At 41.9% G+C, this 15,314-nt stretch carries 17 protein-coding genes and 1 riboswitch; of the genes, 15 read left to right on the forward strand and 2 right to left on the reverse strand.

What is annotated here, in order from left to right:
• Positions 1 to 172: 172 nt before the first annotated feature.
• Complete coding sequence (gene pckA / locus QT711_RS17820; RefSeq protein WP_317946472.1) at positions 173 to 1,759, reverse strand: phosphoenolpyruvate carboxykinase (ATP); 1,587 nt, start codon at positions 1,757 to 1,759, stop codon at positions 173 to 175.
• A 173-nt stretch (positions 1,760 to 1,932) separates the two neighbouring features.
• Positions 1,933 to 2,048: riboswitch (SAM riboswitch) on the forward strand.
• 320 nt (positions 2,049 to 2,368) lie between these two features.
• Between pckA and metK the strand changes: the two genes are divergently transcribed.
• On the forward strand, positions 2,369 to 3,574 hold the full coding sequence (gene metK / locus QT711_RS17825) for a methionine adenosyltransferase (RefSeq protein WP_317946474.1): 1,206 nt from the start codon (positions 2,369 to 2,371) through the stop codon (positions 3,572 to 3,574).
• A gap of 313 nt (positions 3,575 to 3,887) precedes the next feature.
• On the opposite strand, the gene QT711_RS17830 is transcribed toward metK, so the two are convergent.
• Positions 3,888 to 4,400, reverse strand: coding sequence for a gamma carbonic anhydrase (locus QT711_RS17830; RefSeq protein ID WP_317946476.1), 513 nt, complete (start codon positions 4,398 to 4,400; stop codon positions 3,888 to 3,890).
• Positions 4,401 to 4,508: 108 nt separating this feature from the next.
• On the opposite strand from QT711_RS17830, the gene QT711_RS17835 reads away from it, so the two are divergent.
• The 14 genes from QT711_RS17835 (at position 4,509) to QT711_RS17900 (ending at position 15,218) form a co-directional block, all read left to right on the forward strand.
• On the forward strand, positions 4,509 to 5,297 hold the full coding sequence (locus QT711_RS17835; RefSeq protein WP_317946478.1) for an alpha/beta hydrolase: 789 nt from the start codon (positions 4,509 to 4,511) through the stop codon (positions 5,295 to 5,297).
• A 24-nt stretch (positions 5,298 to 5,321) separates the two neighbouring features.
• Positions 5,322 to 5,897: a histidine phosphatase family protein gene (locus QT711_RS17840; protein WP_317946480.1), complete on the forward strand. Its 576-nt coding sequence runs from the start codon at positions 5,322 to 5,324 to the stop codon at positions 5,895 to 5,897.
• A gap of 154 nt (positions 5,898 to 6,051) precedes the next feature.
• Positions 6,052 to 6,579, forward strand: coding sequence for a signal peptidase I (gene lepB / locus QT711_RS17845; protein ID WP_398296334.1), 528 nt, complete (start codon positions 6,052 to 6,054; stop codon positions 6,577 to 6,579).
• Positions 6,580 to 7,137 carry a nucleoside/nucleotide kinase family protein gene (locus tag QT711_RS17850; protein WP_317946484.1) on the forward strand — a complete coding sequence of 186 codons (558 nt, stop codon included), beginning with the start codon at positions 6,580 to 6,582 and terminating at the stop codon, positions 7,135 to 7,137.
• Between the two features lie 20 nt (positions 7,138 to 7,157).
• Entirely contained in the window at positions 7,158 to 7,706 is a 549-nt protein-coding gene (locus tag QT711_RS17855) for a GNAT family N-acetyltransferase (protein ID WP_317946486.1), read from the forward strand.
• Between the two features lie 53 nt (positions 7,707 to 7,759).
• Positions 7,760 to 7,945 (forward strand): hypothetical protein, encoded by a 186-nt coding sequence (locus QT711_RS17860; RefSeq protein WP_317946488.1) that lies wholly within the window; start codon positions 7,760 to 7,762, stop codon positions 7,943 to 7,945.
• A gap of 148 nt (positions 7,946 to 8,093) precedes the next feature.
• Complete coding sequence (locus tag QT711_RS17865; protein ID WP_317946490.1) at positions 8,094 to 10,250, forward strand: ATP-dependent helicase; 2,157 nt, start codon at positions 8,094 to 8,096, stop codon at positions 10,248 to 10,250.
• The gene (locus tag QT711_RS17870) at positions 10,247 to 10,624 is read left to right on the forward strand and encodes a fluoride efflux transporter FluC (RefSeq protein ID WP_317946492.1); all 378 of its coding nucleotides are present in this window, start codon (positions 10,247 to 10,249) and stop codon (positions 10,622 to 10,624) included. The genes QT711_RS17865 and QT711_RS17870 overlap by 4 nt, the downstream gene beginning before the upstream one ends.
• Entirely contained in the window at positions 10,621 to 10,980 is a 360-nt protein-coding gene (locus tag QT711_RS17875; RefSeq protein ID WP_317946494.1) for a fluoride efflux transporter FluC, read from the forward strand. The genes QT711_RS17870 and QT711_RS17875 overlap by 4 nt, the downstream gene beginning before the upstream one ends.
• Positions 10,981 to 11,052: 72 nt before the next feature.
• Positions 11,053 to 13,113 (forward strand): catalase, encoded by a 2,061-nt coding sequence (locus QT711_RS17880; RefSeq protein WP_317946496.1) that lies wholly within the window; start codon positions 11,053 to 11,055, stop codon positions 13,111 to 13,113.
• Positions 13,114 to 13,292: 179 nt separating this feature from the next.
• The gene (locus QT711_RS17885; protein ID WP_317946498.1) at positions 13,293 to 13,595 is read left to right on the forward strand and encodes a hypothetical protein; all 303 of its coding nucleotides are present in this window, start codon (positions 13,293 to 13,295) and stop codon (positions 13,593 to 13,595) included.
• Between the two features lie 113 nt (positions 13,596 to 13,708).
• The gene (locus QT711_RS17890) at positions 13,709 to 14,233 is read left to right on the forward strand and encodes a hypothetical protein (RefSeq protein WP_317946500.1); all 525 of its coding nucleotides are present in this window, start codon (positions 13,709 to 13,711) and stop codon (positions 14,231 to 14,233) included.
• A 41-nt stretch (positions 14,234 to 14,274) separates the two neighbouring features.
• A complete protein-coding gene (locus QT711_RS17895; protein ID WP_317946502.1) occupies positions 14,275 to 14,481 on the forward strand; it encodes a hypothetical protein in 207 nt (68 codons plus the stop codon).
• Between the two features lie 374 nt (positions 14,482 to 14,855).
• A complete protein-coding gene (locus QT711_RS17900) occupies positions 14,856 to 15,218 on the forward strand; it encodes a hypothetical protein (RefSeq protein WP_317946504.1) in 363 nt (120 codons plus the stop codon).
• Positions 15,219 to 15,314 lie beyond the last annotated feature (96 nt).

Genomic DNA, 15,314 nt, shown 5'->3' on the forward strand with positions numbered 1-15,314 from the left:
GTGCCCCGCGGAAAGCGTGCGCCGTAACGCAAGCCAACGGGTTTGGAGGAGTCTACTTGTAAATAAGTAGTTAATCAACAAACCTGTTAATTTTACATCTAGTTGAGAAATACACTATAAAAAACAAAAAAATCCAAGGCTCGCAATGAGCACTTGGATTTTTCGGTATCTATTAAGCAGTTGGTCCGCCTTTAAGCGTGATTTCTTCTGAAACGTGACCGAACTTCTTGAAGTTTTCACGGAACAAGTCCGCCAATTCATTTGCTTTTTCGTCGTATGCTGCTGGATCAGCCCAAGCGTTGCGTGGGTTCAACACTTCTGTTGGAACACCGTCGATTGCTTTTGGCATAGCTAAACCGAATACTTCGTTAATTTCGTATTCAACGTCATTCAATTCACCTGCGATTGCAGCGCGAACCATTGTACGTGTGTGTTTTAACGACATACGTTGTCCGACGCCGTAAACGCCACCTGTCCAGCCTGTATTGACGAGGAATACTTGTGCATCGTGTTCGTCAATTTTCTTTCCTAGCATTTCAGCATACACAGTTGCTGGCAATGGTAGGAAAGGAGATCCGAAACAAGTTGAGAATGTCGCTTCTGGTGATGTGACACCACGCTCTGTTCCTGCAAGTTTGGACGTAAAGCCACTTAGGAAGTGGTACATCGCTTGCTCTTTCGTCAATTTAGAGATTGGAGGCAATACGCCGAATGCGTCCGCAGTCAAGAATACGATTGCTTTTGGATGTCCTGCTACTGAAGGTGTAACAATGTTCTCGATATTGTGAATTGGATATGCTGCACGTGTGTTTTCAGTCAATGAATTATCATCATAGTCTGGTACTCGTGTTTCTTCGTCTACCACAACGTTCTCTAAAACTGAACCAAATTGGATTGCACCAAAGATTTCAGGTTCTTTTTCTTGTGATAAATTGATGCATTTCGCGTAACATCCACCTTCGATGTTGAATACGCCATTATCTGACCAACCGTGCTCATCATCACCGATCAATTTACGGTGAGCATCTGCTGATAGGGTAGTTTTACCCGTACCTGATAATCCGAAGAATAATGCTACGTCGCCTTCTTCTCCAACGTTTGCCGAGCAATGCATTGGAAGAATTCCTTGTTCAGGAAGCAAGTAGTTCATAACAGAGAAAATAGATTTTTTCATTTCTCCAGCATATTCTGTGCCACCAATTAACACAATTCGCTTCTCAAGTGATACAATGATAAATGTTTCGGATTTTGTGCCGTCAACAGCAGGATCTGCTTTGAAAGATGGAGCAGCAAGAATCGTAAATTGTGCTTCGTGTGTTTTCAACTCTTCCGCAGTTGGGCGGATGAATAGATTGTGGACAAACAAGTTTTGCCACGCGTATTCATTAATCACTTGAAGTGACAATTGAGAGTCTTTATCTGCACCTGCAAAGCCTTTGAATACGAACAATTCGTCTTTCGTTTTCAAGTGATTTAGTACTTTCGTATATAGGGAATCGAAAATTTCAGATGAGATTGGGCGATTCACTTTGCCCCAATCGATTTTATCTTTTGTTGAAGCTTCTTCTACAATATATTTATCTTCTGGTGAACGGCCAGTGTACTTTCCAGTTTTCGCAGTAATTGCGCCATCTGATGAAAGTTTCGCTTCTCCGCGAGCAGTCGCCTTTTCAACCAATTCCGCCACTGAAGGCTGTACATTGACGTTGTTGCCTGAGAGCAACTCGTTTAGTCCATTTTCAATTTTCGCTGAGATCATAGTATCTTACCGTCCTTTGCATGTAATCCCATCGTGTGGGTTTCATCACATTTCCGTAAATAGTATAACACATTAAGAATAATAATCTATACTAATTAAAAACTCAAGCACTAAACTCAGAAAAGATTTGACAAAATCCAACTTTTTTCGTAGCATAGGTAAATGAACGGATACTCTTATCCCGAGCTGGCGGAGGGACAGGCCCTATGAAGCCCGGCAACCTGCGCGGACATTGTCTGCGAAAAGGTGCCAAACCTGGAGCAAGGTACGATTCCTTGGACGATAAGAGTGAAAGGTGCTGCTTTTGAAATCATGCCTTTCCTCATGTATTTACGTGAGCGAAGGGCTTTTTATATTTATTTAGCTTTATGTCAATGATTGTAGAGGGAGAGACGTGTAAGACGGTCAACGAACCTCTAGCTGGCGTTTGAAATACCTACTAAATAAATATAAGCCTACGGTGGAAGTCAAAATTTGCCGAGGCCTAATCGATTTTATATGCCCTTAATCCTTGTGTATGTTGACGTCGACTCTCTTCAGGCGTGGAACAAAACTGGGACAAATAGAGTACCGTATCAATATTTGCAAGCTGTTAAGGAGGAAATTACATTGACTAATCGCCGTTTGTTTACATCAGAATCGGTAACTGAAGGACATCCTGACAAAATGTGTGACCAAATCTCGGATGCCATTTTGGATGCAATCCTTGAAGAAGACCCGAATGCACGTGTTGCGTGTGAAACGACCATTACAACTGGTCTCGTGCTCGTCATTGGGGAAATTACTACAACAACGTATGTGGATATTCCAAAAGTTGTTCGTGATACTGTGAAGGAAATTGGGTATACTCGTGCTAAATTTGGTTTCGATTGGGAGACATCTTCCGTCTTGACATCGATCGATGAACAGTCACCGGATATTGCAGCAAGTGTCGACCAAGCACTTGAAGCGCGTGAAGGAACAATGACAGATGAGGAACTCGAAGCAATTGGAGCAGGGGACCAAGGATTAATGTTCGGTTTTGCGTGTAATGAAACACCTGAACTCATGCCGTTGCCAATTAGTTTGTCACACAAACTTTCACGTAGACTTGCATACGTACGTAAAGAAGAGATTCTTTCCTATTTACGTCCGGACGGTAAAACGCAAGTGACTGTTGAGTATGACGAAAATGACAAACCAGTTCGCATTGATACAATTGTTATCTCAACACAACATCATCCGGATACGCCACTTGCACAAATACAAAAAGAAATAAAAGAGCATGTTATTCTGCCAGTTGTCCCTGCTGAATTATTAGATTATGAAACAAAATACTTCATTAATCCATCTGGCCGTTTCGTTATCGGTGGACCTCAAGGGGACGCTGGTCTAACAGGACGGAAAATTATCGTTGATACGTATGGCGGTTACGCCCGTCATGGTGGCGGTGCATTTTCAGGGAAAGACGCGACAAAAGTGGACCGCTCTGCATCTTACGCGGCACGCTATGTGGCAAAAAATATCGTAGCAGCAGGATTGGCTGAACGTTGTGAAGTGCAACTCGCATATGCAATTGGTGTTGCTAAGCCAGTATCCATTTCCATCGATACATTCGGCACAGGAAAAGTCGCTGAAAGCAAGCTCGTTGAAATCGTTCGAGAATTGTTCGACCTTCGTCCAGCAGGCATCATTAAAATGCTTGACCTTCGTCGTCCAATCTACAAACAAACAGCTGCTTATGGACATTTTGGGCGTACGGATATCGAATTGCCATGGGAACAAACAGATAAAGCGGCTGCGTTAGTGGAAAAAGCTGGCGTTGTCACGCAATAAGTATCTACAAACCGGGAAGCATCCTTGCTTCTCGGTTTTTTTGGCTACAGTGGACACCGTAATAGTAGGAAACTATTCCATTAGCAAAGCGTCTAAATCTATAAGTCGGAGGAGGGAGAGGGGTGTAGTTGGCTATGAGCATCTTATTATTAGTGGTCATTGGCGGCATAGCACTAGTTAGCGTAGCAGCGATTATCATCCTATTAGTAGCAGTTAAGAAATAAAGGTGCAGCTCGAGTGAGCAGCACCTGTTTCAGTCTTAAATGGTATTTTTAATGTTACAAGCTATCTTAATTCGTCTCTAACGATCCGTCTACTTTTGCATTTGCTTATATATTTGCCCTTTTTCGACGTAACTGTTGACAACGCGTTCCATTTCTTTGCGATCCTCTTCATTTAAATCGCGGACAACTTTGGCAGGAGACCCTAATGCAAGGCAACCAGGTGGGATTTTCTTACCCGGAGGAACAAGCGCTCCTGCGCCGATAAAGGCACCTTCACCAATTTCAGCACCATCGAGAATAATGGAACCCATTCCAATGAGCGCTCCTTTTCGAATAACACAACTATGTAATAATGCTTTATGGCCAACTGTTACATCGTCTTCAATGAGTAGTGTCTTCCCTGGACTTTGATGAAGACAACTGAGGTCTTGAATGCTAACTCGTTCACCAATAATTGTTGGCGCAACATCGCCACGAATGACCGTATTAAACCAAATCGAACTGTTTGCGCCAATCGTGACATCCCCAGTAATTGTCGCGTATTCTGCCACATAGACAGAAGGATCGATTTGTGGTGACTTTCCATTGTATGGATAAATCATCAACATCTCCTCTTTCCTTAAAATCGTGTATAATTTATCGTATCATAAATCCTTTCCGTACAGTAAGGGAATCTCTTTCTTGTAGCGAAAGGAACGGAGGTGAGACACATGTGGAAATGGGAAGCGGAAGGACAGCCAAAAGCAGTCGTCGTCATTGTCCATAGTGCATATGAACATCATAGGAGGTATGCATGGCTCATTCAAAAGCTGCGTAATGGCGGTTTTCATGTTGTCACGACTGACTTGCCTGGACATGGTGCTGAAAGTGGAAGAAAGACACATGATGAATCGTTTGCTTCTTACATAGAGCACGTTAAGAAATTAATAGAAGTAGCATTGCAAGACAATTTGCCTCTTTTTGTAGTAGGGCATGGTCTCGGTGCAACATTGGTTATGGACATTTTGCAAAAAGAAAAACTGGAATGTGCGGGCGTAATCCTCAGTTCTCCATGGCTAGCACTGTCCCATCAACCCCCGAGACTTTCAGGGATGTTAACAAAGTTGTCGAGTTCCATGAAAGTGAAGCATGACGTGACGATTGAATTGTTGACGCGCAACTATGATATGTATGTCGAGTTCCAAAATGATAGGCATTATAGTTCCACAGTTGTTGCTTCTTGGTACCGTGAGCTACAAGCGATGATGAAGTCTATTAATATTCATGAGGACACCATCTTTAACGTCCCCGTCTTACTGCAAACAGGCGGCAATGATAAACTTACAGAAACGGCGTTTGCTAAGAAGTGGTTACTAAAACAACAACTAACCGAGTTTCAATATAAACAATGGAAGCATCTCTACCATGATTTGTATCAAGAGCCTGAACGGGAAGAAGTTTACTTGTACACAGAATCGTTCATGAATAATGTTCTCCGTTCACTCGGCTATATCGTGTAGTACAATGACAAGAGGGGGATTTGTATGACAATTATTGGATTTGTAAGACATGGTGTAACAGCTTGGAATAAGGAAGGAAGGGCACAAGGGAGCTCTGATATCCCGTTAGACGAAGAGGGATTTGAGATGGCAGCGCGTGTTGCTGATCGTTTGGCGGATGAACAATGGGACGTCATCTATTCAAGCCAGCAACTCCGAGCAAAGCAAACTGCTGAAGTCATTGCACAGAAAATGGGGAATATGGACGTTCGGATTGATCCTCGCCTCCGTGAAGTGGGAGGCGGAAAGATTGAAGGGACGACAGAAGCAGAACGGATTGAAAAGTGGGGAGAAGGCTGGAGACAACTCGATATGGGTTTTGAACCTGCCGAATTAATTCTTGCAAGAGGTACGGAATGCTTAACGGAAATCCAACAACAACACAAAGGAAAAAGAGTGTTAGTTGTTAGTCATGGCAGTTTCATAAAGCGAATGGTCCAAGCACTTGTCCCTGATCCTGCCTATGAAAAAAGTTTAGCGAATACATCACTAACGGTAATTGAACTAGCGGATGATGAAAACCGGTGTGAACTGTTCAATTGTACAAAACATTTATCGTAATTAATTGACTGTTAGACAAGCATGAGATACGCGTCAACGGGTCCTTGGTCAATACTCATGCTAAAAAGAGAGCAAGTTGTTTCATCGATAAACATAGAATAAGAGAACGAACCGATACGTTTTCCAACGACGTATTGGAATGGGAGGCTTTTCATTGAAAACAGAAACGAAAAAAGAAGTTTGGTCCTGGATTAAATCCATCGTCATTGCATGTGTACTTGTTTTTGTCATCCGACAATTCCTCTTTGCACCCGTCCTCGTGTCAGGTCAATCAATGGAACCGACTTTTGAATCGGAAAACCGAGTTGTCATCTCCAAAATTCATAAACTCGATCATTTTGATCTGATCGTCTTTCATGCACCTGGTTCAAAGGAAGACTATATTAAGCGCGTCATTGGACTACCAGGTGATACAGTTGAAATGAAAGATGACAAACTCTTCATTAATGGAAAAGAATATGAAGAAACGTATGTCCAAGCGAACAAGGAACGGATTTTCGAAAATCAGAAACTGACTGAGGACTTTGAAGTTACCGTGCCGGAAGGACAATTGTTTGTATTAGGGGATAACCGACGAAATAGTACTGATAGTAGAACAATAGGTTGTATCGATGAAAGTGCAGTCGTTGGAAAAGTAGGCTTTAGGTTTTATCCATTTAATTCAATCGGGATTCCGAAATAAGTGAAAACGACCATTATTGGAGTGGATGGATTAGGCGGGTCAGGAAAAACGACTTTTTCGAAAAGGTTGCAACAAACATTTGAGCGAGCGTACTTGTTTCACTTGGATGATTTTATACACCCGCGAAAAATTCGTTACGACGAAAAATACGAAGAATGGGAAGCTTACTACCACGCTCAGTGGCGGTATGACTATTTGTTGCAAACACTCATCCGTCCTCTATTTGACGGTGAACCGATTGACCAAATCATCCAATTTTATCATAAAGAAACCGATACGTACGATTTAAAAAGAATACAAATTCCGGTAGGGTCAACGGTTATTCTTGAAGGTGTATTTCTTCAACGGGACACACTTCGATCCTATTTTTCGCATGTGTACTATATCGATGTTAATAAAGAAACCCGACTAGCGCGTGTTCTTGACCGAGATGGCTATATAGGTGACAAAGCGGCTATTCTTGCAAAATATGAAAATAGGTATTTTCCAGCAGAAGAACAGTATGTAAAGGAATACAATCCAATCAAGCTTGCACATACAGTCATTACCCATTCGTAGTAAATCGGAGGTAGTTGCAGATGACATTCCCTGAATTGACGACAGAGCGGCTTCAATTAGTCGAAGTGAAGGTAGAACATGCACCAGCCTTATTCAAAAATTTTTCCAACCAGAAACTACTTCAATATTATGGTAGCGAGCCGATGACAGAAGTTGGTCAAGCAGAAAAACTGGTGCATCATTTCAACTCAAGCTATGAAGCAAAACGAGGAATACGCTGGGCAATCCTATTGAAGGATGAGCAACATTTCGTTGGAACAATCGGATTAAATCTTTTGTCGATGGGCATGAAACGGGCAGAAATCGGTTATGAAATCCATCCGGACTATTGGCGTAGTGGAATTACATCTGAAGCACTACAAGCAGTATTGACCTATTCTTTTAAAGAATTAGGCCTACATCGAATGGGTGCTGTCACGTTTTTAGAAAATAGTGCTTCCATTGGTCTTTTAGAGAAATTCGGGTTTCAAAAAGAAGGGATCCTCCGTAGCTATATAAGGCAAGGCGGGAAGTCGTATGATGCCCAACTGTTTTCCTTGTTGCATACGGAATGGACTTGTCATGAGTAAATCTTCTTCTTTCGGGTATTCTGAATAAGACTACTCATGAAGGAGTGATGACCATGACAAAACAGGACAAACACAACAAGCAAACAGGTCAAACCGATACGAACCGAGCAGAGTTTACAGAGACCGAGTATACAGACGAACAACGAAGAACGAATGAAGTGGCGTCGACTGCGTACCAAGGTAGCAAGAAGGAAAAAGTGGATATCCAAAACGATCGCCTTGAATCAGGTGGCTTTTAACATCATTTAATGGGAAGTAGAAGTTCGGGTTGTTCATCATCCGAACTTCTACTTTTTTCATGGAACTGTGTTCGATGGAGTATCAGCTCTACAATTGTACATACATATGGTAAATTATATACAACGTCAGAAGAAGGAGTATCTATGCATGACTGATTTTTTTACTAGGAAAAAGAACGAATTACAAATTGAATTGAATAGCGTCCAACAGCAGGCAGTCATCCAGACGGATGGTCCGCTGTTGTTATTAGCTTGCCCAGGTTCAGGGAAAACAACGACGATGATTATGCGAATCGGCTATTTAATCGAAGAGCAAAACGTGCATCCATCTCGCATCAAAGCGATTACGTTCAGTAAATCGGCTGCACAAGACATGACCGAACGTTTCAAACGTCTTTTTCCTCAACACCCACCTATTGACTTTTCAACAATCCATAGCTTAGGATTTGCCATTACGCGAACGTACATGACAAAGACTGGCATCTCGTATGAATTAATTGAAGGTGGGAGAGGGAAAACAGGACTCCACAAATCACAAATCCTTAAAAATTTGTATAAACAAGTGTTAAAAGACGATGGAACAGAGGATGAATTGAATGCGCTCTCTACATTCATTAGTGCGTTGAAAAACCAGATGGTCCCTTTCAAAGACTGGGAAAACGTTTCTGGCCCGTTTGATCGGGCTGGTGAAATTGCGTTGAAATACGAGCAATTGAAATCAAAAACACCGGGGCATCTGTTGCTTGATTTCGATGATATGTTGACGATTGCGGAACAAGCTTTACGGACAGATGAGCAGGTTGCGGGTCAATTTCGTCAACAATACGATTACTTGTTGACGGATGAAAGCCAAGATACGTCACTTGTACAGCACCGAATAGTAGAGCACTTAGTCGCCCATCATGGAAATCTCTGTGTTGTGGCGGATGATGACCAATCGATCTATACGTGGCGCGGGGCAGACCCCCAATACTTGCTCGATTTCAAAAAGGTTTATCCCGATGCACAACTGCTGATGATGGAACAAAACTATCGTTCTTCAAAAGAAATTGTTGAGACTGCTGCAAAATTTATTAAGCGAAATAAACACCGCTATGAGAAAGAAATGATGACCGCAAATGGCGATGCAGGACCCATACATATTCGGCAATTTGAAGATCAGAAACGTCAACTTGAATACATTACGTATGAATTGTTGAATGAGCAGCATTTGAACGAAATCGCGATTTTATTCCGCAATAATGCGTCTTCGACATTGTATGTGAATGAACTGCATCGTAGAGGCATTCCGTTTTACATGAAAGACGCTGACGACAAATTCTTCTCCCATTGGGTCGTTGAAGATATGCTGAACTTCATGCGCCTCAGTTTCAATGTCGAACGGAAAGACATTTTTGCAAAAATCGCTATGAAGCTCAATCTATTCATTTCCCGCACGATGCTCAATGAATTCCTTGGAAAAGACACGGATGGCAATGTATTTGATGCTTTTATGCAAACCGTCCAATTGAAAAATACACAAAAGGACAAGCTCACTGCTTATAAAGCTGTATATAAAAAGATTCCTGACATGCGCCCGGCTCAAGTGATTCGAGTCATTCGTTACGAGTTGGAATATGAAGATGCGCTAAAAAGCCGTGCAGAAAAATTCGGTTACCGGATTGAACACCTTCTCGGGATTTTGGATACGCTTGAAGGCATTGCGTCGCAAGTACGTACCATGGTGGAATTTGCAAATCGATTGAAAGAGTTGGAAGTAGCTGTCCAACAAGCAAAATTTAATCCACCTGCAAATGCGTTGACGTTATCTACTTTCCATAGCGCAAAAGGGTTGGAATTTAGACGCGTCTTCATGATCGACTTAGTAAAAGGAGTCATTCCGTCTGAAGAGGACGAGTTGGATCCACTCCTGTTGGAAGAAGCACGCCGTTTGTTTTACGTTGGGATGACACGTGCAAAAGAACGGTTGGAATTACTTTCGTACCAACAGCACAATGGAAAATCGAAAGAGGATTCCCGGTTTGTCAATGAAGTGCGGGGCATTCTCATGAAACCGGAAGATCGCATCATTGAAAAAGAGAAATTGATGAAACGTAAAAAAGTGAATGAAGCCGACAACCCAAATGGTATTAGTGAGAGAGGAAAGTTAGCAGTCGGTATGCCCGTTTCCCATCGCGTTTTTGGGCGAGGAACGATTGTTGACATCGGGGAAGCCGACATCCACATTCAATTTGAGAAGTCTGAAAAACGTCTTTCTCTTGAAATGATTTTAACGCGACGCTTACTGGAAGAGGTGGACGTATGAAGGTAGCGTTATATGTTGGCATAGCAGGAGCGATCGGTGCACTCAGCCGAGTGGCTATAGGGGAGTTTTTGCATGGATTAACCGTATTTCCGCTTGCCACATTCATCGCAAACATGATCGGTACGTTTCTCCTTTGTTTACTTGGAGGAGGGCTTTTGCAACGGTTCGTTCAAAATGGTGCGCTTCAAACTGCTGTGACGACAGGTTTTTTTGGCTCCTTTACGACGTTTTCCGCAGTCAGTATGGAAACGGTCGATTTATTCCAAAGAGGTAATGGAATGATTGCTAGTAGCTATTTATTGGCAAGTGTTATTGTAGGGCTCTATTTAGGGTTTGTCGGTATGCGGCTCGGTCGAAAGTGGGTGCGGGGATGACGATAATGGAGGGTGTTGTTGTAGCGATGGGTGGAGGTATCGGTGCAATTGTCCGTTATTTTTTCTCCGCTAAGTTAAACAAAGAGGACGGACTTCCGATTGGTACACTTGTCGTCAATGTAACAGGATCATTACTAATTGGTGTTGTTTTCGGCTTACAACTATCGCTGCTTTGGACGCTCTTTCTCGTTTCCGGTTTAGCAGGTTCTCTAACCACTTTCTCCACGTTGAACAAGGAGTTTGTATTGTTATGGGAGAGTGGAAATCGGAAGGCGTTTGTAGGATATCTTCTCTCTACATACGGGTTGGGCTTGTTTAGTGCGTTGATCGGCTATTCTGTTGGTGTGAATGTGTAAAATTTTATACGTTTTGAGTCGGTCCAGTCGGGAATAGAGTAGGTGACTACAAAATCGACTGGAGGAATTGTTTTGACCGCAAACAATGAACGCTTAAGCAAAGACAAACAGCTCGATCAGTATCGTTCACTCGATAAAGGGAAAAAAATGACGACCAATCAAGGATTAAAGATATCCGAAGACGAACATTCCTTAAAAGCCGGTTCCAGAGGACCGACGTTAATGGAGGACTTTCATTTCCGTGAAAAAATGACACACTTTGACCATGAGCGTATTCCAGAGCGTGTCGTCCACGCAAGAGGATTTGCTGCTCATGGCGAGTTTGAATTATATGAGTCAATGAAAGCCTATACAAAGGCAGCATTTTTGCAAAAACCTGGATCCAAAACGCCTGTTTTTACGCGTTTTTCTACAGTGGCAGGGAGTCGGGGATCGGCTGAGACGGTTCGTGATGTGCGAGGATTTGCCGTGAAATTTTACACAGAGGAAGGGAATTACGATTTAGTCGGCAATAATATGCCTGTATTTTTCATTCAAGATGCCATTAAATTCCCGGATTTAATTCACGCAGTAAAGCCTGAACCCCATAATGAAATGCCTCAAGCAGCTTCCGCCCATGATACGTTTTGGGATTTTGTCGCGAACAACCAAGAGTCTGCCCATATGATCATGTGGCATCTATCGGACCGTGCCATCCCACGCAGTTTTAGAATGATGGAAGGTTTCGGTGTCCATACGTTCCGTTTTGTGAATGCGGAAGGGAAAGCGCATTTCGTGAAATTCCATTGGAAGCCGAAACTAGGTGTGCATTCATTAGTGTGGGATGAAGCACAAAAAATTAGTGGGAAAGACCCCGACTTCCATCGTCGTGACTTATGGGAAGCAATTGAAAACGGAGATTTTGTCGAGTTTGAGTTAGGTGTCCAACTCATTGATGAGAAAGATGAATTCATGTTTGACTTCGATATTCTCGATCCGACAAAGATTTGGCCTGAAGAACAAGTTCCTGTAAAAATTATCGGGAAGATGACGTTAAACCGTAATGTGGACAATGTTTTCGCTGAAACCGAACAAGTCGCTTTCCATCCGGGTCATGTTGTACCGGGTATTGACTTTACGAATGATCCACTGCTACAAGGCAGATTGTTCTCCTATACGGATACACAACTGATTCGGTTAGGCGGACCGAATTTCCACGAGTTGCCGATTAATCGCCCTGTTTGTCCGTTCCATAACAATCAGCGGGACGGTTATGGCAGACAGACAATCAATGTCGGCCAAGTAAGTTACCATAAAAACTCTTTAGCGGATAATACACCTTCCACCTCGAGTGAAGAAGAGGGTGGATATGTGCATTATGAAGAAAAAGTAGAAGGACGCAAAATCCAGGCGCGAAGCGATTCATTCAAAGATCATTTCTCCCAAGCGAAGTTGTTTTGGAACAGTATGTCGAAAACCGAGAAAAAACATATTGTCGATGCATTCAGTTTCGAAGTCGGGAAAGTGAAAAACAAAGAGATTCGCCAGCAAGTTGTCGACATGTTTGCGAATGTCGATGTCGGTCTAGCAACAGCAGTGGCGGAAGCAGTAGGGGCTGAGTTCCCGACAGATGTTGAAGAATCTCAAGTGACCGAGACGTCACCGGCATTAAGCCAACTGACGACAGCGAAACTTCCGAACACGCGCAAAGTGGCCGTGCTGATCGGCAAAGGATTTGACGGTGAGGAAGTAGAGTCAGTCGTCAATGCATGTGTGGAAGCTGGCATGACCGTTGACGTCGTCAGCGATAAATTTGGTGTCGTCTACGGTAAAAACGATTTGGCAGTTGAAGTGGATGAAACATTTTTAACTGTCCATTCGACGTTGTATGACGCTATTTATGTAGTCGGTGGAGAAGCTGACAACATGAAAAAATTCACGATGGATACAGTAGAGTTCATCAACGAAGCGTACAAGCATTACAAACCGATTGCCGTTGCATCTACTGGGAAAACGTTCTTTGAAGCTTCTGACGCAGAAGAAGGCCCGGGAGTCATTATAGGAGAAGATTCTTCTAAGTTCGGCAAAGCATTTGTCGATGCAGTGGCGGCACATCGCCATTGGGATCGGAAAGTGTTTGGCTGGGAAGGATGAAAAATGAGAAAACTGTCAACCTGTATGGGGTTGGCGGTTTTTTTTTTTGCTACACGATTTGTCTGTAATTTCGCTGTTTTTAATCCGTAGGAATGGTAGAATAGTGGAAGTAGTTAGATGCCGGCGGAAGAATGCGCTGTGTGCGTTTTTTACAAAAGAATTGTAAGGAGTCAATTGCCGTGGGAATAATGCGTAGAATAAGTCCAGTACTATTTTTACTAGTAAACTTTTGTCTTATTTGGGTTTCTACTAAAATTGCTTACTTTGTTGTTGGGGTGAGTAGACTTGATGAGCGTAAAGGATATGAGATTACAGATAGAGGAATTAGCGTTTTTTCTGTTTTTTTCAATTTCCATGCTGCTTTTTCAACTTGTTTACTTATTTTTTATTTCACGTTACTTCAAGAAAAAACGATACCAAAAACCTATATTACTAGCGAACATAGTGGCGTATTTTCTACTTTTTTTGTGGTTCATCTTTAGTGTGTATCAATTTACGATTAATGGTGATTGAAGAGTATGGTGTGATTGTAAGAACATAAATGAAGTTGAGTTTTACAAATCCGTAATTGCTCTATTTTAAGGGAAACGGATAAATGGTACCTCCGTGGCAACAAAAGAAAGTAATTGGAAAAAATAGCGAAGACGGTGCGAGGTGGGAGATTGTGAGTGAAACACAATGGAATATACAAGAAGTTAAACGTTTGAAGAAAAAACAGTTAATCCTAGCTGATATTGTAATATTATTGATATTTTTTCTGTCAATTTATTACGTAAGTGTTGGGTGGCCGATTTTCGTCTTTTCGACTTTATCTATCGTTCTTGTGTGGATTGTAGTGGCGTATTCACTTTACACACTTATAACAGGAAAAGTGATTGGAACAAAAACAAGTCGGATTCTTCTTTCTTTTGAAAAGGATCGATTGGGCAAGAAGCGTTGGAAGCGAAAAAAAATGATAGAAGTGGTCTTCCTAACCATTGTAAGTGCTAGCTGTACAGTGTTAGTTTTTGCAATGGAACCTAGTATTGAATTGGTGAGTTTTATAAATCTATGGCCGTGTATTGGTGCTTGGCTTGGTTATAATGTTGGTGAGATCTTTAGAATAACTAATTTGCAATAGAATGGGAACTCTTTCGTGTCAAACTTAATGAAACTAGGATGATGAAATTATTAACGTTATTGAAAGACGAACAAGTAGGAGAAATAAAGGTAAGAAATGAAACAGACACACATTTTAAAGATGAAATGTCAAATAAGTTACCGGTTGGTGCGAAAATCTTTTCGCCTAAAAAAAAACATGGACCCATTTTACTGGTAGAGGTAGAGGATAAGATTTTGAAATATTATGCATTGATAGAACCCAAGTAGATGTGGTGGTTACTTTTTCTAAACGAACATCTTATCAACTGGTCAACCGCACTTCATGCTCATATTCGATGCATTGACTGGGTGTTAGCGCACCTAGTCTTTAGAATTATATCAATTTACCACGACTATGGTAAGGAGAGACGTTTTTAAAGAGCGTTCAGATAAACTGGATTTGATTTGTCGATGCTGTGGTAGCTCTCCGTCATAAAAAATATATGGGTAGGAAGTAAGGATGAAAAACTGTCAACCTGTATGGGATTGGCAGTTTTTTTACGCGCATATGGTTAATATATGGAAGAAGAATCAGGCAGTGTACTCTTTTAGATTGTAAAGATCACGACACCTATCGATGTAATTGAACAGGGGGAAAGGATATGTTCAAAAGAAAAATCGCAGCGATGGTAGCGGCGTTTGGAATTTTCCTCGCTGGATGTGTGGAGGATGAAAAGCCAGCAGTAGACTCGGAAGAGAAAGAGAGTGCAGTTGTGGACGGTCAAACAGATGCAAAAGTCGTTGATCATTATTGGTCAATGTCGATTGAATCAGAGATCTGTCAAACAGTTGGCGAGTGCCGTGATCTAGGGGACACATATGGAGATGAACATTTTATTAGTTTTTATGGTTTCCTGAAAACTACCAATCACATGTCCTATTTGAAAGTGAATACAAGTGATGATCCTTCTAAATTTTCGGCGCGTAACACAGAAGACTGTATTTGGCAAGTAGGAAATGCATAGTTTGGCAGTTAAAAATGTAGCTACTTGCCAACATCCATTTTATCGATTTAGTAAAGATTCTTTATGACGAAAACTCTCTCGATTAAATACTATTAA

Origin of the sequence: Sporosarcina saromensis (assembly GCF_033253735.1) — a bacterium.
Classification (GTDB): Bacteria; Bacillota; Bacilli; order Bacillales_A; family Planococcaceae; genus Sporosarcina; species Sporosarcina saromensis.

Excerpts from the sequence above, each read along its gene's own strand:
- pckA (WP_317946472.1), bottom strand. The coding sequence starts at position 1,759 with ATGATCTCAGCGAAAATTGAAAATGGACTAAACGAGTTGCTCTCAGGC.
- QT711_RS17830 (WP_317946476.1), bottom strand. The coding sequence starts at position 4,400 with ATGATTTATCCATACAATGGAAAGTCACCACAAATCGATCCTTCTGTC.
- QT711_RS17835 (WP_317946478.1), top strand. The coding sequence starts at position 4,509 with ATGTGGAAATGGGAAGCGGAAGGACAGCCAAAAGCAGTCGTCGTCATT.
- QT711_RS17840 (WP_317946480.1), top strand. The coding sequence starts at position 5,322 with ATGACAATTATTGGATTTGTAAGACATGGTGTAACAGCTTGGAATAAG.
- QT711_RS17855 (WP_317946486.1), top strand. The coding sequence starts at position 7,158 with ATGACATTCCCTGAATTGACGACAGAGCGGCTTCAATTAGTCGAAGTG.
- QT711_RS17860 (WP_317946488.1), top strand. The coding sequence starts at position 7,760 with ATGACAAAACAGGACAAACACAACAAGCAAACAGGTCAAACCGATACG.
- QT711_RS17865 (WP_317946490.1), top strand. The coding sequence starts at position 8,094 with ATGACTGATTTTTTTACTAGGAAAAAGAACGAATTACAAATTGAATTG.
- QT711_RS17870 (WP_317946492.1), top strand. The coding sequence starts at position 10,247 with ATGAAGGTAGCGTTATATGTTGGCATAGCAGGAGCGATCGGTGCACTC.
- QT711_RS17875 (WP_317946494.1), top strand. The coding sequence starts at position 10,621 with ATGACGATAATGGAGGGTGTTGTTGTAGCGATGGGTGGAGGTATCGGT.
- QT711_RS17890 (WP_317946500.1), top strand. The coding sequence starts at position 13,709 with ATGGTACCTCCGTGGCAACAAAAGAAAGTAATTGGAAAAAATAGCGAA.
- QT711_RS17895 (WP_317946502.1), top strand. The coding sequence starts at position 14,275 with ATGAAATTATTAACGTTATTGAAAGACGAACAAGTAGGAGAAATAAAG.
- QT711_RS17900 (WP_317946504.1), top strand. The coding sequence starts at position 14,856 with ATGTTCAAAAGAAAAATCGCAGCGATGGTAGCGGCGTTTGGAATTTTC.